At 71.8% G+C, this 21,325-nt stretch carries 22 protein-coding genes; 11 read left to right on the forward strand and 11 right to left on the reverse strand.

Annotated features, from left to right (window positions below; translation table 11 throughout):
* Nucleotides 1–10: 10 nt before the first annotated feature.
* The 4 genes from pta to SLAV_RS12550 all read left to right on the forward strand — a co-directional run bounded on the left by pta (nt 11) and on the right by SLAV_RS12550 (nt 5,519).
* Nucleotides 11–2,101, forward strand: a complete 2,091-nt coding sequence (gene pta / locus SLAV_RS12535) for a phosphate acetyltransferase (RefSeq protein WP_030235923.1) — start codon at nt 11–13, stop codon at nt 2,099–2,101.
* Between the two features lie 35 nt (nt 2,102–2,136).
* On the forward strand, nt 2,137–3,351 hold the full coding sequence (locus SLAV_RS12540) for an acetate kinase (RefSeq protein ID WP_030235920.1): 1,215 nt from the start codon (nt 2,137–2,139) through the stop codon (nt 3,349–3,351).
* A gap of 62 nt (nt 3,352–3,413) precedes the next feature.
* Entirely contained in the window at nt 3,414–4,844 is a 1,431-nt protein-coding gene (gene pyk / locus SLAV_RS12545; protein ID WP_030235917.1) for a pyruvate kinase, read from the forward strand.
* 339 nt (nt 4,845–5,183) lie between these two features.
* On the forward strand, nt 5,184–5,519 hold the full coding sequence (locus SLAV_RS12550; RefSeq protein ID WP_030235915.1) for a hypothetical protein: 336 nt from the start codon (nt 5,184–5,186) through the stop codon (nt 5,517–5,519).
* A 71-nt stretch (nt 5,520–5,590) separates the two neighbouring features.
* Here the strand turns inward: SLAV_RS12550 and SLAV_RS12555 are convergent, their stop codons facing one another.
* From SLAV_RS12555 to SLAV_RS12570, 4 genes are all read right to left on the reverse strand, one after another.
* Nucleotides 5,591–6,910 (reverse strand): hypothetical protein, encoded by a 1,320-nt coding sequence (locus SLAV_RS12555; protein ID WP_030235913.1) that lies wholly within the window; start codon nt 6,908–6,910, stop codon nt 5,591–5,593.
* Nucleotides 6,900–7,454 carry a DUF6114 domain-containing protein gene (locus SLAV_RS12560; protein WP_030235909.1) on the reverse strand — a complete coding sequence of 185 codons (555 nt, stop codon included), beginning with the start codon at nt 7,452–7,454 and terminating at the stop codon, nt 6,900–6,902. The genes SLAV_RS12555 and SLAV_RS12560 overlap by 11 nt, the downstream gene beginning before the upstream one ends.
* A 103-nt stretch (nt 7,455–7,557) precedes the next feature.
* On the reverse strand, nt 7,558–8,208 hold the full coding sequence (locus tag SLAV_RS12565) for a DUF6230 family protein (RefSeq protein ID WP_030235906.1): 651 nt from the start codon (nt 8,206–8,208) through the stop codon (nt 7,558–7,560).
* Between the two features lie 583 nt (nt 8,209–8,791).
* Complete coding sequence (locus SLAV_RS12570) at nt 8,792–9,784, reverse strand: tetratricopeptide repeat protein (protein ID WP_030235905.1); 993 nt, start codon at nt 9,782–9,784, stop codon at nt 8,792–8,794.
* Between the two features lie 238 nt (nt 9,785–10,022).
* Between SLAV_RS12570 and SLAV_RS12575 the strand changes: the two genes are divergently transcribed.
* Nucleotides 10,023–10,661, forward strand: coding sequence for a TetR/AcrR family transcriptional regulator (locus SLAV_RS12575; protein WP_030235902.1), 639 nt, complete (start codon nt 10,023–10,025; stop codon nt 10,659–10,661).
* A 90-nt stretch (nt 10,662–10,751) separates the two neighbouring features.
* Here the strand turns inward: SLAV_RS12575 and icmA are convergent, their stop codons facing one another.
* From icmA to SLAV_RS12595, 4 genes are all read right to left on the reverse strand, one after another.
* Nucleotides 10,752–12,452, reverse strand: a complete 1,701-nt coding sequence (gene icmA / locus SLAV_RS12580; RefSeq protein ID WP_030235899.1) for a coenzyme B12-dependent isobutyryl-CoA mutase large subunit — start codon at nt 12,450–12,452, stop codon at nt 10,752–10,754.
* A gap of 87 nt (nt 12,453–12,539) precedes the next feature.
* On the reverse strand, nt 12,540–12,869 hold the full coding sequence (locus SLAV_RS12585; protein WP_030235898.1) for a DUF3817 domain-containing protein: 330 nt from the start codon (nt 12,867–12,869) through the stop codon (nt 12,540–12,542).
* A gap of 10 nt (nt 12,870–12,879) precedes the next feature.
* Nucleotides 12,880–13,434, reverse strand: coding sequence for a MarR family winged helix-turn-helix transcriptional regulator (locus SLAV_RS12590; RefSeq protein ID WP_051841247.1), 555 nt, complete (start codon nt 13,432–13,434; stop codon nt 12,880–12,882).
* 43 nt (nt 13,435–13,477) lie between these two features.
* Entirely contained in the window at nt 13,478–14,920 is a 1,443-nt protein-coding gene (locus SLAV_RS12595) for an MFS transporter (RefSeq protein ID WP_078950517.1), read from the reverse strand.
* 86 nt (nt 14,921–15,006) lie between these two features.
* On the opposite strand from SLAV_RS12595, the gene SLAV_RS12600 reads away from it, so the two are divergent.
* The gene (locus SLAV_RS12600; RefSeq protein ID WP_030235891.1) at nt 15,007–16,005 is read left to right on the forward strand and encodes an ArsR/SmtB family transcription factor; all 999 of its coding nucleotides are present in this window, start codon (nt 15,007–15,009) and stop codon (nt 16,003–16,005) included.
* Nucleotides 16,006–16,053: 48 nt separating this feature from the next.
* Here the strand turns inward: SLAV_RS12600 and SLAV_RS12605 are convergent, their stop codons facing one another.
* Together SLAV_RS12605 and SLAV_RS12610 are read right to left on the reverse strand one after the other, a co-directional pair.
* Nucleotides 16,054–16,350, reverse strand: coding sequence for an MTH1187 family thiamine-binding protein (locus tag SLAV_RS12605; protein ID WP_030235889.1), 297 nt, complete (start codon nt 16,348–16,350; stop codon nt 16,054–16,056).
* Nucleotides 16,347–16,691 (reverse strand): DUF3817 domain-containing protein, encoded by a 345-nt coding sequence (locus SLAV_RS12610; RefSeq protein WP_030235886.1) that lies wholly within the window; start codon nt 16,689–16,691, stop codon nt 16,347–16,349. The genes SLAV_RS12605 and SLAV_RS12610 overlap by 4 nt, the downstream gene beginning before the upstream one ends.
* 163 nt (nt 16,692–16,854) lie before the next feature.
* On the opposite strand from SLAV_RS12610, the gene SLAV_RS12615 reads away from it, so the two are divergent.
* The 5 genes from SLAV_RS12615 (at nt 16,855) to SLAV_RS12635 (ending at nt 20,228) form a co-directional block, all read left to right on the forward strand.
* Nucleotides 16,855–17,493, forward strand: a complete 639-nt coding sequence (locus SLAV_RS12615) for an AIM24 family protein (protein ID WP_078950516.1) — start codon at nt 16,855–16,857, stop codon at nt 17,491–17,493.
* Nucleotides 17,493–18,143, forward strand: a complete 651-nt coding sequence (locus tag SLAV_RS12620) for an AIM24 family protein (protein WP_030235880.1) — start codon at nt 17,493–17,495, stop codon at nt 18,141–18,143. The genes SLAV_RS12615 and SLAV_RS12620 overlap by 1 nt, the downstream gene beginning before the upstream one ends.
* A gap of 11 nt (nt 18,144–18,154) precedes the next feature.
* Nucleotides 18,155–18,958: an AIM24 family protein gene (locus SLAV_RS12625; protein WP_030235878.1), complete on the forward strand. Its 804-nt coding sequence runs from the start codon at nt 18,155–18,157 to the stop codon at nt 18,956–18,958.
* Nucleotides 18,959–19,039: 81 nt separating this feature from the next.
* A complete protein-coding gene (locus tag SLAV_RS12630; protein WP_030235875.1) occupies nt 19,040–19,516 on the forward strand; it encodes a MarR family winged helix-turn-helix transcriptional regulator in 477 nt (158 codons plus the stop codon).
* A gap of 127 nt (nt 19,517–19,643) precedes the next feature.
* Nucleotides 19,644–20,228, forward strand: a complete 585-nt coding sequence (locus tag SLAV_RS12635) for a PepSY domain-containing protein (protein WP_051841246.1) — start codon at nt 19,644–19,646, stop codon at nt 20,226–20,228.
* Between the two features lie 130 nt (nt 20,229–20,358).
* On the opposite strand, the gene meaB is transcribed toward SLAV_RS12635, so the two are convergent.
* Entirely contained in the window at nt 20,359–21,321 is a 963-nt protein-coding gene (gene meaB / locus SLAV_RS12640) for a methylmalonyl Co-A mutase-associated GTPase MeaB (protein ID WP_030235868.1), read from the reverse strand.
* Between the last annotated feature and the right edge of the window lie 4 nt (nt 21,322–21,325).

Here is a 21,325-nt window from a genome sequence, read left to right on the forward strand (position 1 = left end):
GAGAGCTCGCGTGACGCGCAGCGTGTACGTGACCGGTATCGAGCGGGGGGACGGCCGCCAGGTCGTCGAGCTGGGGATCATGGAGCTCCTGACCCGTCAGACGGGCCGGGTCGGCGTGTACCGGCCGCTGCTGCACGACGGCCCCGACCGGCTCTTCGACCTGCTCAAGGCCCGCTACCGGATCGACCAGGACGCCGCGACGGCGTACGGCATGGAGTACCAGGAAGCCTCCGCGATCCTCGCCGAGAAGGGCACCGACGAGCTGGTGTCCCGGCTGGTCGACCGCTACCACCGGGTGGCCCGCGACTACGAGGTCATGCTGGTCCTCGGCACCGACTACGCCGAGACCAACCTCCCGGACGAGCTCGCCCTGAACGCCCGCCTCGCCAACGAGCTCGGCGCCGTCGTCGTCCCCGTGGTGGGCGGCACCAAGCACCCCGCCGAGGCCGTGCGCGCCGAGGCGCGCAACGCCCACCGGGCCTACGAGAGCCTGGGCTGCCACGTCGTGGCGATGGTCGTCAACCGGGTGGCCCCCGAGGACCGCGACGTCATAGCCGAGCGGCTCGCGGCCCGGCTGCCCGTGCCCTGCTACGTGCTCCCCGACGACAAGTCCCTCTCGGCCCCCACCGTCGCCCAGATCACCCGGGCGCTCGGCGGCGAGGTGCTCCTCGGCGACGAGGCCGGGCTGGCGCGCGACGCCCTGGACTTCGTCTTCGGCGGCGCGATGCTGCCGAACTTCCTCAACGCCCTGACCCCCGGCTGCCTGGTCGTCACCCCCGGGGACCGCTCCGACCTGGTGGTGGGGGCGCTGGCCGCGCACACCTCCGGGACCCCGCCGATCGCGGGCGTGCTGCTGACCCTGAACGAGCGTCCGACCGACGAGGTCCTGACCCTGGCCTCGAAGCTGGCACCGGGCACCCCGGTGGTGTCGGTGGCCGGCAACAGCTTCCCGACGGCGGCCGAACTCTTCTCGCTGCAGAGCCGGTTGAACTCCGCGACCCCGCGCAAGCTGGAGACGGCCCTCGGCCTCTTCGAACGGCACGTGGACACCGCCGAACTGCGCGGGCTGCTGTCCGTGGCCCGGTCCGAGCGGGTCACCCCGATGATGTTCGAGCACGAGCTGCTGGAGCGGGCCCGCGCCGAGCGGCGCCGCGTCGTCCTGCCCGAGGGCACCGAGGAGCGCGTGCTGCGCGCGGCCGACGTGGTGCTGCGCCGGGGGGTCTGCGACCTGACCCTGCTGGGCGAGGAGCAGGCGATCCTGAAGAAGGCAGGCGACCTGGGCCTCGACATCTCGGGCGCGCAGCTGATCGACCCGGCGACCTCCCCCCTGCGGGAACGGTTCTCCGAGTACTACGCCCAGGCCCGCGCCCACAAGGGCATGACCGTCGAACTGGCCGCCGACGTGGTCACCGACGTCAACTACTTCGGCACCCTGATGGTCCAGCAGGGCCTCGCCGACGGCATGGTGTCCGGCTCGGTGCACTCCACCGCCGCGACCATCCGCCCGGCCTTCGAGATCATCAAGACCAAGCCGGAGGCCTCCATCGTCTCCTCGGTCTTCTTCATGTGCCTGGCCGACAAGGTCCTCGTCTACGGCGACTGCGCCGTCAACCCGGACCCGAACGCCGAGCAGCTCGCCGACATCGCCGTCCAGTCCGCCGCCACCGCCGCCGCCTTCGGCGTCGAGCCGCGGATCGCGATGCTCTCGTACTCGACCGGCACCTCCGGTTCGGGCGCGGACGTGGACAAGGTCCGCAAGGCCACCGAGATCGTCCGCGCGCAGCGCCCCGACCTGGCCGTGGAGGGTCCGATCCAGTACGACGCCGCGGTGGAGCCGTCGGTCGCGGCGACCAAGCTGCCGGACTCCGAGGTGGCCGGCCGGGCGAGCGTGCTGATCTTCCCCGACCTCAACACGGGCAACAACACGTACAAGGCCGTGCAGCGTTCGGCGGGCGCCGTCGCGGTCGGCCCGGTCCTCCAGGGTCTGCGCAAGCCGGTCAACGACCTCTCGCGGGGCGCGCTGGTGCAGGACATCGTCACCACCGTGGCCATCACCGCGATCCAGGCGCAGTCCCAGGGCGCGCCGGCCGCCACCGCCTGACCCCCCTCCGTCCGCAAGAAGGAAAGACCGCCACCGTGACCGCATCGCGCGTACTCGTCCTCAACTCCGGCTCCTCGTCGGTCAAGTACCAGCTCCTCGACATGGCGGACCGGTCCCGCCTCGCGATGGGCCTGGTGGAGCGGATCGGCGAGGAGACCTCCCGGCTCGTGCACGAACCGCTCGCCGGCCCCGGCGCGGAGGCGGGCAGGCGCGAGCGGCTCGGCCCGATCGCCGACCACGAGGCCGCGCTGAAGGCGGTCGCCGCGGAGCTGGCCGCCGACGGCACGGGCCTGGACTCCCCGGAGCTGGCCGCGGTCGGGCACCGGGTGGTGCACGGCGGGACCCGGTTCACGCAGCCGACGGTGATCGACGACGAGGTGCTCGCCGAGATCCGCAGCCTGATCCCGCTGGCTCCGCTGCACAACCCGGCGAACGTGACCGGCATCGAGGTGGCCCGCTCGCTGCGCGCGGACCTCCCCCAGGTCGCCGTCTTCGACACGGCCTTCCACTCGACGATGCCGGAGCACGTGGCCCGGTACGCGATCGACGCGGCGACGGCCGACAAGTACGCCATCCGGCGCTACGGCTTCCACGGCACCTCGCACGCCTACGTCTCCCGGGCGACGGCGGCGCTGCTGGGCAAGCCCGTCGAGGACGTCAACGTGATCGTGCTCCACCTGGGCAACGGGGCTTCGGCCTCGGCCGTCCGCGGCGGGGTGTGCGTGGAGACCTCGATGGGCCTGACCCCGCTGGAGGGCCTGGTCATGGGCACCCGGTCGGGCGATCTGGACCCCGCGGTCGTCTTCCACCTGGCCCGGGTCGGCGGCCTGTCCGTCGACGAGATCGACTCGCTGCTGAACAAGAAGAGCGGTCTGCTGGGTCTGTGCGGCGACAACGACATGCGCGAGGTGCAGCGGAGGGCGGACGGGGGCGACCCGGCGGCCCGGCTCGCGCTGGCGGCGTACGTCCACCGTCTGAAGAAGTACATCGGCGCCTATACGGCCGTACTCGGCCGGGTGGACGCGGTGGTGTTCACGGCGGGCGTCGGGGAGAACGCGGCCGCCGTCCGGGAGGCTGCGGTGGCCGGCCTGGAGGAGCTGGGTCTCGCGCTGGACCTCGAAGCCAACGCGGTCCGCTCCGGCGAGCCCCGGCTGGTGTCGCCGGAGTACGCCCGGGTGGCCGTGGCCGTGGTCCCGACCGATGAGGAACTGGAGATCGCGACCCAGGCGTACGCGCTGGTTACCCAGTAGTCACTTGGACTTTCCACCAGACGGAATATTCCGCTACGAAACAAACGGATAGGATCCGCTTCATGCGCCGTTCCAAAATCGTCTGCACGCTGGGCCCCGCCGTCGACTCGTATGAGCAGCTGAAAGCGCTCATCGAGGCAGGTATGAACGTGGCCCGATTCAACTTCAGCCACGGATCCCAGGCAGAACACCAGGAGCGGTACGACCGCGTCCGGAAGGTCTCCGAGGACACCGGGCGCGCCGTCGGCGTCCTGGCCGACCTCCAGGGTCCGAAGATCCGCCTGGAGACCTTCGCCGAGGGTCCCGTCGAGCTGGTGCGCGGTGACGAGTTCACCATCACCACCGAGGACGTCCCGGGCGACAAGTCCATCTGCGGCACCACCTACAAGGGGCTCCCGGGCGACGTCGCCAAGGGTGACCAGATCCTGATCAACGACGGCAACGTCGAACTGCGGGTGACGGAGGTCGACGGCCCGCGGGTGCGGACCATCGTCATCGAGGGCGGTGTCATCTCGGACCACAAGGGCATCAACCTGCCGGGTGCCGCCGTGAACGTCCCCGCCCTGTCGGAGAAGGACGTCGACGACCTGCGCTTCGCCCTGCGGATGGGCTGCGACATGGTCGCCCTCTCCTTCGTCCGCGACGCCAACGACGTCAAGGACGTCCACAAGGTGATGGACGAGGAGGGCCGCCGCGTCCCCGTCATCGCCAAGGTCGAGAAGCCCCAGGCCGTCGAGAACATGGCGGCGGTCGTCGACGCCTTCGACGCGGTCATGGTGGCCCGCGGCGACCTCGCCGTCGAGTACCCGCTCGAAAAGGTCCCGATGGTCCAGAAGCGGCTCATCGAGATGTGCCGCCGCAACGCCAAGCCGGTGATCGTCGCGACCCAGATGATGGAGTCGATGATCACCAACTCCCGCCCGACCCGCGCCGAGGCCTCCGACGTCGCGAACGCCATCCTCGACGGCGCCGACGCGGTCATGCTGTCGGCCGAGTCCTCGGTCGGCGCCTACCCGATCGAGACCGTCAAGACGATGTCGAAGATCGTCGCGGCGGCCGAGGAAGAGCTCCTCGCCAAGGGCCTCCAGCCGCTGGTCCAGGGCAAGAAGCCGCGCACCCAGGGCGGCTCCGTCGCCCGCGCGGCCTGCGAGATCGCGGACTTCCTCGACGGCAAGGCGCTCATCGCCTTCACCCAGTCCGGCGACACGGCCCGCCGCCTGTCGCGCTACCGCGCCACGCAGCCGATCCTGGCCTTCACCACCGACGTGAACACCCGCAACCAGCTCACCCTGAGCTGGGGCGTCGACTCCTACGTCGTCCCGCACGTGGACAACACCGACGCGATGGTCGACCTGGTGGACGGCGAGCTGCTCAAGCTGGGCCGCTACGCCGCCGGCGACACCATGATCATCACGGCCGGCTCGCCCCCCGGCGTCCCGGGCACGACCAACATGGTCCGCGTCCACCACCTGGGCAACCCCACCCAGGCCTGACCCACCGGCCCGACTCTGCCGCACAGAGACCGAGGGCGGCGCCCCCGACTCCCCCACCGGGACCGGGAGCGCCGCCCTCGGTGCGTTGACACGACCGCCGCGCTGAAGTCCATGGCAGCCGCGCGCACCTCGGCGGCCGACGCCGCTCGGGCCGCCGAAGAACCAGGACGTGGCGCGGGACTTCGACTCGCTTGCGGCCAAGCTCAGGGACAATCCGCCCCAGGGGCCGGTCACCTCGATCCCCCCCCCCCCCCCGCAGGATCGAGGACACTTACGGTGTCGTCGCGATGACCGACAAGAAGCACGAGCCGAGCGTGATCAAGGAACTGAAGAAGCTGTATGGCTGAGCCCCTCCACACCGTGGAGACGGACCGGTTCTCCATCACGTACATCCTCGGCGCCGAGGATGATCCTCGGACCGTGAAGAACACCGACGCGATCGTCACGGCACCCGGCGGAACGCGCTGGAGTGCCACGCTCCTGACCCTCGACGAGGTCGCCCGCGTCATGGACGTGTGGTCGACCACCGGCGAATGCGCCGACGGATCCTACTTCCAGGTCAAGGATCTGGTGATCGTCCGTGAGCCCGGAGTGGACTCCATGACCCGGGCGCTGGTGGACATCTTCGACGAGTACGGCATGAACACCGAGGTCTTGCCCCGGTTCGACGTCTGAGCACCACACGCACGACCGAGGCCCGCTCCCCTTCGGAAGCGGGCCTCGGTTGTATGCGGGCTTGTGCGGGACTACTTCTCCGCCGGGCCGACGTAGTTCTTGAGGCCCGGGACGGTGAGGTCGCCGCCGAACTGGCCGGCCTGGACGACCTTGACGTTCGTGAAGAACGCGAAGGGGACGTTCAGGGGCGGCGGGCTGTTCGGGGTGAACTCGATCGGGATCAGGCCGAAGAGGTTCCCCTTGAGGCTTTCGGTGTACATCGTCACCTTGGCGCCCCGGATCTTGGACGTGGAGCCCGGGCGGGACTTCAGGTGGGCGACGTTGTCGCCCGTTCCGACCGTTTGGTACAGGTCCTTGATGTCCAGGGAGTCCGCGGTGAACTTCAGGACCTTCTTTACCTTGCCGCCCGCCGTCTTCACCTCGACGATGCCCGCGTAGTCCAGGCCGTAGAGGGTCAGCAGCGAGCTGTCGAGGTACCAGGGCTCGTCCGGCAGGAGCGGGATGCCCGGCTCCAGCTTCGCGTCGGCCAGGGCCTTGGCGTCGTAGGTCGGGCACGGGAAGGGCTGCTTGCCGTCCGGGTCCGTGGACGCCGAGGCCGAGGGAGAGGGCGACGGCGAGGCCTCGGGGTCGGTCTCGTCGGCGGTCTTCTTCGGGTCGGCGGCCTTGCCCGTCTCGTCCTTCGGGGTCTTGACGGTGTCCTTGACGTCCTGGGGCAGTTCCTTGACCTCGACGCCGGCCTTCTTCGCCGCCTCGCGGATCGCGTCCGCGGCCGGGTCCGTGGTCTTCGCCGCGCCGCTCGGGGTGGGCGCGGGCGTCGGGGTGGCCGGCTTCTGCGCGTCCTTGAGCGGCCTGCCGAGCGCGTCGACGAGGCCCTTGAGGGCGTCGCCCACTCCCAGCGGGTCGAGCGGGTTCGTGGGCTTGGCCGCCGGAGCCGAGGGGGAGGGCGAGGTGCTCGCACTCGCGGACGGCTTGGGCGCCGGCGGCGCCTGCTTGTCCGCTTCCTTCTTGGGGGAGCCGGACGCGGAGGGCGCGGGGGTGGTGACCGGCTTCGGGCTCCCGCTCGCGCCAGGCGAGGGCGTCGTGGTGGGCGACGTGCTCGGCGAGGCCGTCTTGGAGGGCGACGGCGAGGCCGATTCGGACGGCTCGTCCGACCGGGTCACACACGGGCCGGGCGCGAAGGGGATGTCCTTGTCGTCGGCCAGGGCCATCTTCGGGGCCATGCCCATCCCGACGAACACGGCCGTCGGCATCGCCGCCAGCGCCATCGTCTTGCCGACGGGTATCTGGAGCTTGTTCAGCAGCGACTTCCTGGGCGCCGCGTGGCGCGGGCCCTTCCTGTCGCGCGACTCTGCGCCTGGGGCCACGCCCCGCTGCGTCTCGTCACCCCGCACTGTTCCTCCCGCCATCGGCGTGGGCATTCGTCTCGGTCGCGTAAGCCGTTTCCACGTCGCGGGGACCGGGGACGCCCAGGAGGCCGTGCGCCGGGTCCTGCGCCTTGGCCTCCGCCGCGTCCTCGGGCTCCTCCTCGACCGGCTTCCCCGGGGCCCAGGACAGCGCGAGCGCTCCGCCGAGCAGGGAGAACAGGAATCCGAGGAAGAAGCCGCCCAGGTTCGACACCGGCAGGGAAACCAGCGCGAGGAGGATCGCGGCGACACCGGCGAACACCCGGATGCCCTGCTGGAACCAGAGGGCGATGCCGAGGGTGATCAGCAGGAGGCCGATGATCAGCGAGCCCGCGCCGGCGGTGGTCGCCATGGCGATGGTGATGTTGCCCAGCCGGAGGTCCGCGTAGGGGAAGTAGGCGATCGGAACGCCGCCCACGGCGGTGAAGAGACCCGCCCAGAAGGGCCGTTCCCCCCTCCAGGCACGGAAGCGGTAGTACACCACGGTGAACCAAGCGTCGTCTGCGGCGCGAACCGGGGCCTGGGGGTTCATGGACAACAGCTCCCTGGAAACGGTGGTACGGAAACTCTGTGGAGCCCGCGGGGGCGGGCGGCGGTGTCCGCCCCCGCCCCCGCGGTCGCTCGACCGGGATCGACTACTTCTCGTCCTGGTAGCACGGCTGGTCGCCGCTGAGCAGACGGAGCTTGAGGTTGGGCAGCGTGAAGGTGCCCGCCGTCGTCGCCCACGCCTTCTGGCGCACGTTCGTCAGCACGGCCTTCTTGGCGCGCTGCGAGAACAGGGCACCGTTGGCCACCGTGTTGGCCTGCGGGGCCGTCGGGTGGTCCTTGTCGGCCGCATCCGCGACCGCGACACCGATGTCCAGGTCCTTGAACTCGGCGTCGGTGTCGAGCTCGGCGACGTCCAGGTAGATGTTCGACGCCACCGCCGGCGTGCCCTTGTTGCCGGTCTGGAGCTTCATCGTGATCGCGCCGAGGCCCGGGATCGGGGTGACCAGCGACTGGCACATGTTGGTGATCTCGGCGCGGCGGAACCCGGAGATGGTGACCGGGTGCGCCGCTTCCTTGCCGTCCAGGCCCTTGCCCTTGGCGACGCTGCCGTACTGCAGCAGGTCGTCACCGTCGAGCTTGTCGGCCGAAACCTTGAAGTCCTGGCCCGAGACGCTGAAGGACGCCGCGAGGGCACCCTGCGCCAGACCCACACCGACCGCGGCCGTGGCCGCGATGCTCGGCACCATGACGAGCGCGAAGCGCTTCCATCTGGTCCCGCCACGAACCTGAGAACTCATATCGTTCCTCCTTCTCGGACGTACATCTCCGGTCCGGGCCGTGCCCGTCCTGGGATGGGAGAAGTGCTACGTCCTCGGGAAGGAGCGCAGGAGGCCGGGTGTGGCTGGGCCACGTCCCGTACACCGGCGATCACCCCCGAGCGACAACCACTGGGCCACGCGTTCGCGCAACCTGGAGGACAGGCTCCGCCGGGTGTGGTGGAGACCCCCCTGTCCCACGGCCGGTGCCACTGCCACCGGCCGGCCCGGTGGGGACCCTCCACCGCGGCTCCGGATGAGCGGCTCTGCGGGAAGGACCGAGCGTCGCCGATCGTGGTCCATTCGCGGCCGGGGCACAAGGGGGTTCGTTACTGGCGGGTAACGGCTGGATAACCGGGGTGCGACCCGGCGCCGTCGAGTGGCCACACAGGGTGTCACCCAGGGCCACGACAGAAGGGGAGGAGACCGAACCAACCGGACAGTTCACGGGGTTCGCTTTACTGCGAGTAACAGCGGCCGCGATTACCAAGTTTTGGTAAAGCGCGGCCGCTGTTTATCTACGTGTCAACAAATCGCCGGCGCCCGGAGGGGCGCCCGGCACCGCCTAGAACAGCACGCGCGCCAGCGCGGTGCGGGCCGCGGTGACCCGGGGGTCGTCCGCGCCGATGACCTCGAAGAGCTCCAGGAGCCGGACCCGCACGGAGTCCCGATCGTCACCGAAGGTGACGCGGACCGTGTCCACCAGACGCGCGAAGGCGTCGGCGACGTGGCCGCCGGCCAGGTCCAGGTCGGCCGCCGCCATCTGCGCGGCCGGGTCCTTCGGACGCTCGGCCGCCTCGGCGCGCACGGTCTGCGGGTTCAGGTGCTGCACCCGGGACAGCAGCTCGGCCTGGGCCAGGCCCAACTTCGCCTCGGTGTTGGCCGGGTCGTCGGCGAGCACGTTCTTGTACGCCTGCACGGCCCCGCCCAGGTCGCCCGCGTCCAGCGCGACGACGGCCGCCTCCAGCAGGGCGTCGTACGGACCGGCCGGCTCGGGGGCCCGCTCGGCCGCGACGCCCTCCGCGCCCGGGTCCACCTGGAGGCCGACGAGGCCGAAGCGCTCCTCGGCGACCTGGACCAGCTGAGCGAGGGTCTCGCGGATCTGCTGCTCCGGGGCCACGCCCTGGAACAGCGGCAACACCTGGCCGGCCACGACGGCGAACACGGCCGGGATGCCCTGGATGCCGAACTGCTGCATCAGCATCTGGTTGGCGTCGACGTCGATCTTCGCCAGGACGAAGCGGCCGTTCGCCTCGGCGGTCAGCCGCTCCAGGAGCGGGCTGAGCTGCTTGCACGGCTCGCACCACTCGGCCCAGAAGTCGAGGACGACCGGGACCTCGTTGGAGAGCTGGAGGACATCGCTTTCGAAGCCGGCCTCGTCGACGTCGATCACGAGCGCGGACGGCGGTACGGCGCCACCGGGCGCGGCGCCCGCTCCGGCGCCACCCTGCCGGGCCGCCTCGGCGCGCGCCTGCTCGGCCTTGGCCTTGGCTTCGCCGGCCGCCTTCACCGCGGCGAGGTCGACGACGCCGCTCATGGACATGTTTCTGGGCTGCATGCGTACATCCTCCCCCGTGTGCGCGCGCCGACGAAAAGGATCCCGAAAGATCGTCCCGCTGATCGGTCGAACCGTTGTGCGGCGCCGGGTCCCCACCTGGCGCCAGTAGCCTTCGCGTGGTTGTCGCTCTTTCGCTACGAGCCGTAGCGTAACTCCCCCGCGCCCCGGGCGCCCCGTGATCTGAACCACAGCGAACGACCCCCCGCCGGTTCCGCTACTGACGGGTATGGTCTCGGCCATGCGCAACCCCAGCCCTTGTACGAGCCCCCCGCCCGGCCGCACCGGCCGTCCCCGCAGCGCGGCGGCGGACGCCGCGATCCTCGCGGCGACCCGGGACGCGCTGGTGGAGCTGGGCTGGTCGAAGCTGACGATGGGGGACGTCTCGGCCCGCGCGGGCGTCGCGAAGACCACCCTCTACCGGCGCTGGGCGGGCAAGAGCGAGCTGGTCGTGGACGCGGTCGCGGAGCTGTTCGACGCGCTGGAACTTCCCGACCGGGGCTCGCTCGAAGCGGACATCGAGTACGTGGTCCTGCAGTTCGCGCAGCTGCTGCGGCGCCCCGAGGCGCGTACCGCCCTGATGGCGGTGGTCGCCGAGTCCACCCGGGACGAGGCCCTGCGCGGGCGGATCCGGTCGGCGATCGTGGACCGGCAGAAACGTCTCGTCGTACTGGGTCGCGAACGGGCCCAGGCGCGCGGGGAACTTCCGTACGAGGAGGACGAGGCCCTCGCCGGCCTTGCCACGGACCTGATCTTCGACGTGATCGCGGGCACGGTGGTGCACCGCGCCCTGGTCAGCTGCGAGCCGGTGGACGAGCTGTGGGTGTCCGCCTTCACCTCGCTGCTGATGCACGGCCTGCGGGGCGCCGCCTCCGCCTGAGGCCCCCGCCCGGACCAGCCAGGGAAACGCGGAGGCCGGCCACCTCCCCCGCCGTGCGGCGGGGGCGTGACCGGCCTCGCGGGCCGTCCGTCAGAAGCCGGGCGGCTCGGTGTAGGTGCCCCACTCGTCGCGCAGGACGTTGCAGATCTCGCCGAGCGTGGCCTCGGCCCGCACGGCGTCCAGCATGGCCGGGATCATGTTGGAACCGTCGCGGGCGGCGGCCAGCATCTCGTCGAGCGCGGCGCTCACCTTGACGTCGTCGCGACGGCCCTTGCGCGCGGCCAGTTCCTGGACCTGGACCCGCTCCACCTCGTGGCTGACGCGGAGGATCTCCAGGTCGCCGGTGACCGAGCCGTGGTGGACGTTGACGCCGACGACCCGCTTGTCGCCCTTCTCCAGGGCGCGCTGGTACTGGAAGGCCGACTCGGCGATCTCCCCGGTGAACCAGCCGTCCTCGATGCCGCGCAGGATGCCCGAGGTGATCGGCCCGATCGGGTGCTGCCCGTCCGGGTGGGCGCGCAGGCCGCGCTCCTTGATCTGCTCGAAGATCTTCTCGGCGTCGGCCTCGATGCGGTCGGTGAGCTGCTCGACGTACCAGGAGCCGCCCAGCGGGTCGGCCACGTTGGCGACGCCGGTCTCCTCCATCAGCACCTGCTGCGTGCGCAGCGCGATCTCGGCGGCCTGCTCGCTGGGGAGGGCGAGGGTCTCGTCGAGGGCGTTGGTGTGCAGGGAGTTGGTGCCGCCGAGGACGGCCGCGAGGGCTTCGACGGCGGTGCGCACGACGTTGTTGTACGGCTGCTGGGCGGTGAGGGAGACACCGGCCGTCTGGGTGTGGAAGCGCAGCCACATGGCCTTGTCGGACTTCGCCCCGTAGACCTCCTTCATCCAGCGGGCCCAGATGCGGCGGGCGGCGCGGAACTTGGCGATCTCCTCGAAGAAGTCGAGGTGCGCGTCGAAGAAGAAGGAGAGGCCGGAGGCGAAGTGGTCGACGTCCAGGCCGCGGGAGAGGCCGAGTTCCACGTAGCCGAAGCCGTCGGCGAGGGTGTAGGCGAGCTCCTGCGCCGCCGTGGCCCCGGCCTCGCGGATGTGGTAGCCGGAGACGGACAGCGGCTTGTAGGCCGGGATGCCGTTCGCGCAGTACTCCATGAGGTCGCCGATGAGGCGCAGGTGCGGCTCGGGTTCGAAGAGCCACTCCTTCTGGGCGATGTACTCCTTGAAGATGTCGGTCTGGAGCGTGCCGTTGAGCACGGCCGGGTCGACGCCCTGGCGCTCGGCGGCGACCAGGTACATGCAGAAGGCGGGCACGGCGGGCCCGGAGATGGTCATCGAGGTGGTGACGTCGCCGAGCGGGATGTCCTTGAAGAGGACCTCCATGTCGGCGGCGGAGTCGATGGCCACGCCGCAGTGGCCGACCTCGCCCAGGGAGCGGGGGTCGTCGGAGTCGCGGCCCATGAGGGTGGGCATGTCGAAGGCGACGGAGAGGCCGCCGCCGCCGGCGGCCAGGATCATCTTGTAGCGCTCGTTGGTCTGCTCGGCGTTGCCGAACCCGGCGAACTGCCGGATGGTCCAGGTCCGGCCGCGGTAGCCGGTGGCGTGCAGACCGCGGGTGTAGGGGTACTCCCCGGGCCAGCCGATGCGCTCGAACCCCTCGTACGAGTCACCGGGCCGGGGCCCGTAGACGGGGTCGACGTCATCTCCGGAGAGCGTCGTGAAATCGGCCTCGCGCTTGCGGGCCTTGTCGTACCGGGCCTGCCAGCGTCGGCGGCCCTCCTCGATGGCGTCAGCGTCCATACCCACGAATTTACTAGGACGTCCTAGTAAATGTCGATGGGAAACCCCGGGGAGTCCTTCCCCGGGGTCGTCCGGCCGAGTGAAGCTCTAGGCCTTCGCGGGCGCGAGGGCGTCCTCGACCAGCGGCTCGACGTCGGCGCGCACGGTGCGCTCGACGAAGAAGGCGGCCAGCGGGATGGTCCCCGACGCCAGCACCCACAGCAGCTTGCCGAAGGGCCACTTCGCCTTGGAGCCCAGGTCGAAGGCGAAGACCAGGTAGATCATGAAGAGCACACCGTGGACCTGCGAGACCGCCAGGGTCAGGTCGGCGCCGGTGTCGAAGCCGTACTTGGCCACCATGCAGGCGCAGAGGATCAGGAGCATGACCGCGGTCACGTAGGCCATGACGCGGTAGCGGGTCAGCACGCTTCGTTTCATGGCCACGAGCCTAACCGTCCGTTTTGCGCGATCTTGACGCGGCCCCGGCCCGGGGCTGGTTCTCCTCGAAGTCCGCGGCCGCCACCCGCAGCGGGCGCAGCAGCGCGAAGATCTCCGCGCACTCCTCGGCGTCGTACGCGCCCAGGCCGAAGTCGATGCCCATCAGGTCCTTCGTCGCCGCCTCGACCACCTCCCGGCCCTTCTCCGTGATCGACGCGAGCGTGCCGCGGCCGTCGTGCGGGTTGGGGCGCTTGGCCACCAGGCCGGACCGCATCAGCCGGTCGACGGTGTTCGTCACCGAGGTCGGGTGGACCATCAGGCGCTCCCCGATCTTCGACATCGGGAGCTCCCCCGCCTGGGAGAAGGTCAGCAGCACCAGCGCCTCGTAGCGGGCGAAGGTCAGCCCGTACGGCTTCACCACCGCGTCGACCTCGGCCAGCAGGATCTGGTGGGCGCGCATGATCGAGGTGATCGCGGCCATGGAGGGCACGGGACCCCAGCGCTGACGCCAGAGTTCGTCGGCGCGGGCGATGGGGTCGAAGGGGAGGCTGAGCGGCTTGGGCATCCACCAGACCCTACCGGGCGGCCATTTGGCGGTCAGCCCCGTCTCACCCCTCGGCCCGGCGCACCGGGAGCGCCCGGGGCGCACTGGGTGCGGCGGGCGCGGCGGGTGCGGTGGCGCGCAGCCGGGAGAGGAGGAGCAGGACGACGGCCGTGCCGAGGACGGCGGCGCCGGTGACCACCACGTGCGCCGGGAGGAACTCGGCGGCGGCCCCGGCGAGCGCCATGCCGACGCCCTGGAGGGTCATCAGGCCGGTGCCGAGCAGGGTCATCGCCCGGCCGCGCAGCGCGTCGGGAACGGCGTCCACGTACATCCGGTCGAGGCCGATGGTGTAGGCGTGGGTGAGCCCGGCCAGCAGGAGCGCCCCGAGGAGGACGGGGGCGCCGGGCCGGACGGCGTAGACGAGGAGCGGGAGGAACGCGACGGCTGCCAGCGGGGCGGTGATCCGCGAGCGCGTCCGGGCGGTGAGGGCCGAGCCGGCCCAGAGTTCACCGGCGACGGAGCCGACGGGCAGCGCGCACATGAGCACCCCGAGGGTGGCGGTGCCGGCCCCGATGCCGTCCGCGTAGGGCGTCAGGAGAGCCTCGGGCACGACGGCGAAGGCGGGCGGCAGCCAGCACAGCAGCGTCAGGACGCGCAGCCGCCGGTCCCCGAACACGGCACGGATCCCGTCGAGCGGGGACCCGGCCCCGGCCCCGGCGCCGGCCCGGGCGGGCCGGTCACGGGTGCCGAGGCGCAGCAGCAGCGCGGAGGCGAGGAACCCCGCCGCGGTGAGGGCGATCGCCCCGCGCGGGGCGAGGACGGTGAGCAGGAGCCCGCCGAGGCCGAAGCCGGTGAGCTGGGCGCCCTGGGAGACCATGCGCAGCAGCGAGCGGCCGAGGACGAAGGTCTCGCCGGTGCCGAGGATGTCGGCGAGGGAGGCGCTGCGGACGCCCTGGAACAGCGGGGCGACGAAGGCCATGGCGCAGCGCAGGACCAGGATCGCGGCGACCGGGGTCCCCGGCCAGACCATGGCCGCCGCGCAGGCGGCGCAGAGCAGGTCGCAGGCGACGAGGACCCTGCGGGCGGGGTGGCGGTCGGCGAGCGGGGCGAGGAGGGTGCCGCCGAGGGCGTGGGGCAGGAACCCGAGGGCGAAGGTGAGGGCGCTCATCAGGGCGGAGCCGGTGGCGCGGTAGACGAGGACGGTGAGGGAGATCTCGGCGACGACGACCCCGAGCAGCGACAGCAGGTGCGCGAGGAACACGACCCGGAACTCGCGGACCCGGAACGCCGACCGGTACCCCTCCCCCTGACGCTGCCGCACGGACCCGCCGCCGGGGGCCGGAGCGGAGTCGGGTGCGGGCACGGGTACGCGGGCCGAGGCGGTCGCGGGGGCCGGAACGGAATCGGGCGCCGGGCCCGGGGCGGTCGCGGGGCCCGGTGGCGCGGCCGGCCGGACGGGCCCGTGGGGCGGCGCTCCGGCCCGGGCGGGGTCGGTGGGTGTGGGCATGGGGTCAGCCTCGGGCCGCCTGGGGTGGGGCGGTAGACATTCGGCAGCGGCCGAATCGAAGGGGCCGCCGTATCGAAGGGGCCGCCATGGGGAACCACTTCCGCTTCGGCCCGGCCGATCTGCTGCGCTGCCGCTTCGGGATCTCCCCGCGCTGGGAGACGCAGGAGGCGGTACGGGTCCTGATGCGCCCGGACCGGCAGGCGTACCACCTGCCCTGGCTGAGCCGGATCCGCGCCGCGGCGGCCGGCCTGGACCTGCGTCCGCTGTGGCTGCTGATGCCGCGCCGGGGGCACCACCCCGACCTGCTGAGCCCGCCCCCGACGGGCCCGTCCCCGTCCTTCGAGGAGGAGATGGCGCGGGTGCGCGCGGCGGCCGGGGACCCGGAGGAGGCCCGCGAGGACCTGCGCCGCTCCCTGGCCTGCACCCCGGGCGCCCTGGAGAGCGCCGCCGGGCGCCGGATGCTGGCGGATCCGGGCCGGGCGGTGGCGGAGCTGGCCGATCTGACCGAGGCCGCCTGGCGGGCCCTGGTCGCCCCGCACTGGCCCAGGCTGCGGGCCCTGCTGGAGGCGGACGTCCTGTTCCACTCCCGGCGGCTGGCGGCGGGCGGGCTGGAGGCGCTGTTCGACGGCCTCCACCCCGATCTGCGGTGGGACGGCGGGACGAACACCCTGACCGTCGAGCGCCCCGCCCACCACGACCGCGAACTCGGCGGCCAGGGGCTGCTCCTGATGCCGAGCGCCTTCGTCTGGCCGGAGGTGGTCGGTGGCTACGACCCGCCGTGGCAGCCCACGCTGGTGTATCCGGCCCGGGGCATCGGCGCCCTGTGGGCGGCCTCGGACGGGCCGGCGCCGAGCGCGCTGGCCGGGCTGCTGGGGCGGGCCCGCGCCGAGGTGCTGTGCGCGCTGCACGAGCCCGCCTCCACGACGGCCCTCGCGCACCGTCTGGGCCTGGCGCCCTCGACGGTCTCGGCCCACCTGAAGGCGCTGCGCGCGGCGGGACTGCTGATCCCGTCGCGCCACGGCCACCAGGTGCTCTACGAGCGCACGCCCCTGGCCATCGCGCTGGCGACCGGCTGCGCCCCGTAGGCGCGGCCGCCGGTGCGGAGCCGGCGGCCGGTGCGGCGCGGCGGTCCGTCAGCCCTCGGCGAGGTGGCGTTCGACCGTCTCGACCTTCGAGGTCATGCCGTCGGTGACGCCGGGCCGGATGTCGGCCTTGAGGATGAAGGACACCCGCGGAGCCTTCGCCTCGACGGCGGCGACCGCGCGCCGGACCACGTCCATCACCTCGTCCCAGGGACCTTCCACGGTGGTGAACATCGCGTCGGTGCGGTTCGGCAGACCGGACTCGCGCACCACGCGGACCGCGTCGGCGACGTACTCGCCGACCTCTTCACCGACCCCCAGCGGGGTCACCGAGAACGCGACGATCACGCCTGGGCCGCCTCACGGGCGCGGGCCGCGATGACGCTGTCGGCCTCGTCGCGCTTGAGCAGCCGGTCCCCGTACAGGCCGCCGAAGGGCAGCAGCGCGAACAGGAAGAACAGGGCCACCTTCTTGAGCGGCCACTTCGCCTTGTTCCACACGTCGAGCAGGAAGACCGCGTAGATCACGAACAGGATCCCGTGCAGGATCCCGAGCGGCATCATCAGGTAGTCGATGTCCGACACCCGGCTGAGCAGCGAGCCGAAGATCAGCAGCGCCGGGAACGAGAGGGCTTCCGGAACGGAGATGAGGCGCAGCCGGTGCAGGGCGGAAGCGGTCTTGATGTCCACGTGGAACCTTCGCGGGAGGAGGCCGGGGGTCCGTCCCAGTGTCTCAGCCGTCACGGAAGATCTTGTGGCGGGTCCCCGCGGATCCCCAGGAGTCGGGAGAGTGTGGCGCATATCGGCCACCAGGCCCTGTTCGGGCCCGCCCGCTGCCGATACCTTCGTCCCCGTGGCTCAGTTCCGACTCCAAGGCAGCAAGGTGCTCGCCGTCGACCTGACCGGTGACGCCGTGAAAGCGAAGAACGGCGCCATGGTCGCGTACGACGGCCAGATGGCCTTCAAGAAGATGACCGGCGGTGGCGAAGGCCTCCGCGGAATGGTGACCCGTCGCCTGACGGGTGAACAGATGACCGTGATGGAGGTGCAGGGACACGGCACCTGCTACTTCGCGGACCGGGCGAGTGAGATCAATCTGGTCAATCTGCGCGGTGAGAAGCTGCACGTCGAGTCCAGCAACCTGCTGTGCACCGACGCCGGCCTGCGCACCGGCACCACCTTCACCGGCCTACGCGGCGCGACCACGGGCAACGGCCTGTTCACGACCACGGTCGAGGGCACGGGCCAGGCGGCGATCATGTCCGACGGCCCGGCGGTGGTGCTGCGCGTCAGCGGCCAGTACCCGCTGTCGGTGGACCCGGGCGCGTACATCGCGCACACCGGGAACCTCCAGCAGTCCTTCCAGTCCGGCGTGACCTTCCGCACCCTGATCGGCGAGGGGTCCGGAGAGGCCTTCCAGATCCGCTTCGAGGGCGAGGGCCTGGTCTACGTGCAGCCCAGCGAGCGCAACACCGTCGGGGGCGACGTCTGATGCCGTTCCGCGAGATCAACTCGAAGATGATCGAGGCCCAGGTCATCCCCGGGCAGCGGCTGTACAGCCAGCGCGGGGCGATGCTGGCCTACCGCGGCGACGTCTCCTTCACCCCGAGCATGACGGGTGGCCAGGGAGGCGTGATGGGCATGATCGGGCGCCGGGTGGCGAACGAGCAGACCCCGCTGATGACCGTGGAGGGCAGCGGCACCGTGATGTTCGGCCACGGCGGCCACCACGTCCAGGTCGTCAACCTCTCGGGCGAGACCCTCTACGTCGAGGCCGACCGGCTGCTCGCCTTCGACGGCACCCTCCAGCAGGGGACCATGTTCATGGGCTCGCAGGGCGGTGTCATGGGCATGGTGCGCGGCCAGGTGACCGGGCAGGGCCTGTTCACCACCACCCTCAAGGGCCACGGCGCGGTCGCCGTGATGGCCCACGGCGGAGTCCTGGAACTCCCCATCACCCCGAACCGGCCGGTCCACGTCGACCCGCAGGCGTACGTGGCCCACCACGGGGACGTCAGGAACAAGCTCTCCGCCGCCCTGGGCTGGCGGGACATGGTCGGCCGCGGTTCGGGCGAGGCGTTCCAGCTGGAGCTGTCCGGCCAGGGCGCCGTCTTCGTACAGGCCTCGGAGGAGAAGCTGTGAACTTTGGTCCCGTGACCGGCGGACCGGGCGGCCCGACGGTCTTCGACCCGCACTCCCTGCCCTCCGACGACAACGTGAACGCCTACACCTTCTGCGTGGAGCTCAAGGGGAGCCAGTGGTTCCTGCAGAAGGGCAAGATGATCGCCTACTACGGGCGCATCGACTTCAACGGCATCGGCAACGGCCGCTTCGACCGGCTGCTGCGCACCAGCTTCCACTCGCCGCTGCACGCGAGCGACTGGGTGGTGGCCGAGGGCTCGGGCAAGATGCTGCTGGCCGACCGCGCCTTCGACGTGAACTCGTACGATCTGGACGAGGGCAACCTGACGATCCGGTCGGGGAACCTCCTGGCCTACCAGCCCTCGCTCGCCCTCAAGCAGTCCATCGTCCCGGGCTTCCTGACGCTGATCGGAACCGGGAAGTTCGTGGCGGCGTCCAACGGACCGGTGGTGTTCATGGAACCGCCGCTGCGCGTGGACCCGCAGGCCCTGGTGGGCTGGGCGGACTGCCCGTCCCCGTGCCACCACTACGACCACGGCTACATGACGGGCGTGATGGGCGGGCTGCGCTCGCTCACGGGACTCGGCGGCACCTCGGGCGAGGAGCACCAGTTCGAGTTCGTCGGGGCCGGGACGGTACTGCTCCAGTCGTCGGAGATGCTGATGGCGGAGCAGTCGGTGGGCGCGGTGGGCGCCGGCGCGGCCACGGGCCACGCCCAGGGCGTACCGGGGGCCGGGCAGGGTCCGCTGGGCCAGCTGGGCGTACCGCGGATGCCGGGACAGCTCGGTGACCTCCAGCGGCGACTCGGACTGTGAGACTCCGACTGTGAGACTCCCCACACCTTCCCATTTTTGTACGTAATTCAACTTCTTAGGTAGAGTTCATTCATGGAGACCATCGAGACCGAGACGGCCACCCGCTGGCTGACCGACGCCGAGCAGTGCGCCTGGCGCACCCACCTGGACGTCAGCAGACTGCTGATGCACCAGCTGGAAAAGGATCTCCAGCCCTTCGGGCTCACCAACAACGACTACGAGATCCTCGTGAACCTCTCGGAGTCGGACGGCCACCGGATGCGCATGAGCGACCTGGCCACCGCCACGCTGCAGTCCAAGAGCCGGCTGTCCCACCAGATCACCCGCATGGAGACGGCGGGCCTGGTGCGCCGGGTGAACTGCGAGTCCGACCGCCGCGGCCTGTACGCGGTGCTCACGGACGAGGGCATGGACACCATGCGCAAGGTGGCCCCCCACCACGTGGCATCGGTGCGGGAGCACTTCATCGACCTGCTGCCGCCGCAGGCCCTGGCGGCCCTGCGCGAATCGCTGCGCCCCGTCGCGGAGCACCTGCGGGAGAACCGCGGCAAGGTCTGAGCGGCGGGCGCCCGCCGCGCCGGACGGAGGCGGCGGCCGGAGAATGAGCGGTGGTATCGCTCACCGCCGGCCGCCCGCCGCCCGCCGGGCACCACAAGCGCGCAGGCCGGTCCGAGGAGGTCCTGCCATGAAGCGCACCCCGTACGTCCGCGCCGCCGTGTCCGTGGTCCTGCTGGCCGCGGGTCCGGTGGCGGCCGCGACGTCGGCGTCGGCCCACACGGCGCGCACCGCGACCGCCGTCACCGCCATCACGGCCGCCCGCGCCGACACCGACGCGCAGGGGGCCGCCGCGGCGGCCCTCAAGAAGTACCCGGGCTACGTCGAGTCCCTCGACCAGGACGGCGCCGTCTGGCACGTCAACGTGGTCGGCAAGAACGGCAAGAGCAACTCCGAGGTCATCGTGAGCTCCTCCGGCGCCGCGACCCGGGCCAACCAGGACACCGGCCAGGACGCGGGCGAGTACAAGACCCTGATCGCGGCCAAGGTCGGCGCGGCCAAGGCGATGAAGGCGGCGCTGGCCGCCCAGCCGGGCAAGGTCCGGTCCCTCGACTGGGACGACGAGAACGACAACGGCGTCGCCGACCACTGGTCGGTGCAGATCAAGTCCGCGAACGGCGCCACCCGGGACGTCGGCATCGACGCCACGACCGGCAAGGTGGTCCCCGCCGACTCCGGCGGCGACAACGGCGACGACGGCAGCGACAGCGGCTGACCCGCCCCGGGCAGCGGTGCGGGGGCGGCGCCACCCGGCAGCCGCCCCCGGCACCCCGCACTCCCCCCTCGGGCCCCGGCACTCCCCCTCGGGCCCCCCCGAGGCCCCGCTCAGGCCTCCGAGGCCCCGCTCAGGCCTCCGTGAGGCCGTCCAGCAGGGCGTCCGCCGCCGCGTACGGGTCCAGCTCGCCCGCGGCGACCCGTACGGCCAGCGCGTCGAGCCGCGCGTCCCCGTGCAGGTCGGCCAGCCGGCCGCGCAGGGTGGTGATCGCGATCGTCTCCACCTCGCGGGCCGCCCGCGCCGCGCGGCGCCCGTCGAGCACCCCGTGCTCGTCCATCCAGGCCCGGTGCTTCTCCAGGGCCTCGACCAGTTCGTCGATGCCCTGCCCGCGCGCCGCGACCGTCTTGACGATCGGCGGCCGCCAGTCCTCCGGGCCGCGGGACTCGCCGAGCCCCAGCATGTGGTTGAGCTCCCGGGCCGTCGCGTCCGCGCCGTCCCGGTCCGCCTTGTTCACCACGTACACGTCGCCGATCTCCAGGATCCCGGCCTTCGCGGCCTGGATCCCGTCGCCCATCCCGGGCGCCAGCAGCACCACCGAGGTGTCGGCCTGCGAGGCGATCTCCACCTCGGACTGGCCGACGCCCACCGTCTCGACCAGGATCACGTCGCAGCCCGCCGCGTCCAGCACCCGGATCGCCTGCGGGGCGGCCCAGGCCAGGCCGCCGAGGTGCCCGCGGGTCGCCATCGAGCGGATGTAGACCCCCGGGTCGGAGGCGTGGTCCGACATCCGGACCCGGTCGCCGAGGAGCGCCCCGCCCGAGAAGGGCGAGGACGGGTCCACGGCGAGCACGCCGACCCGCTTGCCGGCCTTGCGGTAGGCCGTGACGAGCGCCGAGGTCGAGGTCGACTTGCCGACGCCGGGCGAGCCGGTCAGACCGACCACGTACGCGCCGCCGGTCAGCGGGGCCAGGGCCGCCATCACCTCGCGCAGGTGCGGGGACGCCCCCTCGACCAGTGAGATCAGCCGGGCCACGGCCCGCGGCCGGCCCTCGCGGGCCTGCGCCACCAGCGTGGGGACGTCCACCGTCGTCATCCGC

Source organism: Streptomyces lavendulae subsp. lavendulae (assembly GCF_002803845.1).
Taxonomy (GTDB): domain Bacteria; phylum Actinomycetota; class Actinomycetes; order Streptomycetales; family Streptomycetaceae; genus Streptomyces; species Streptomyces lavendulae.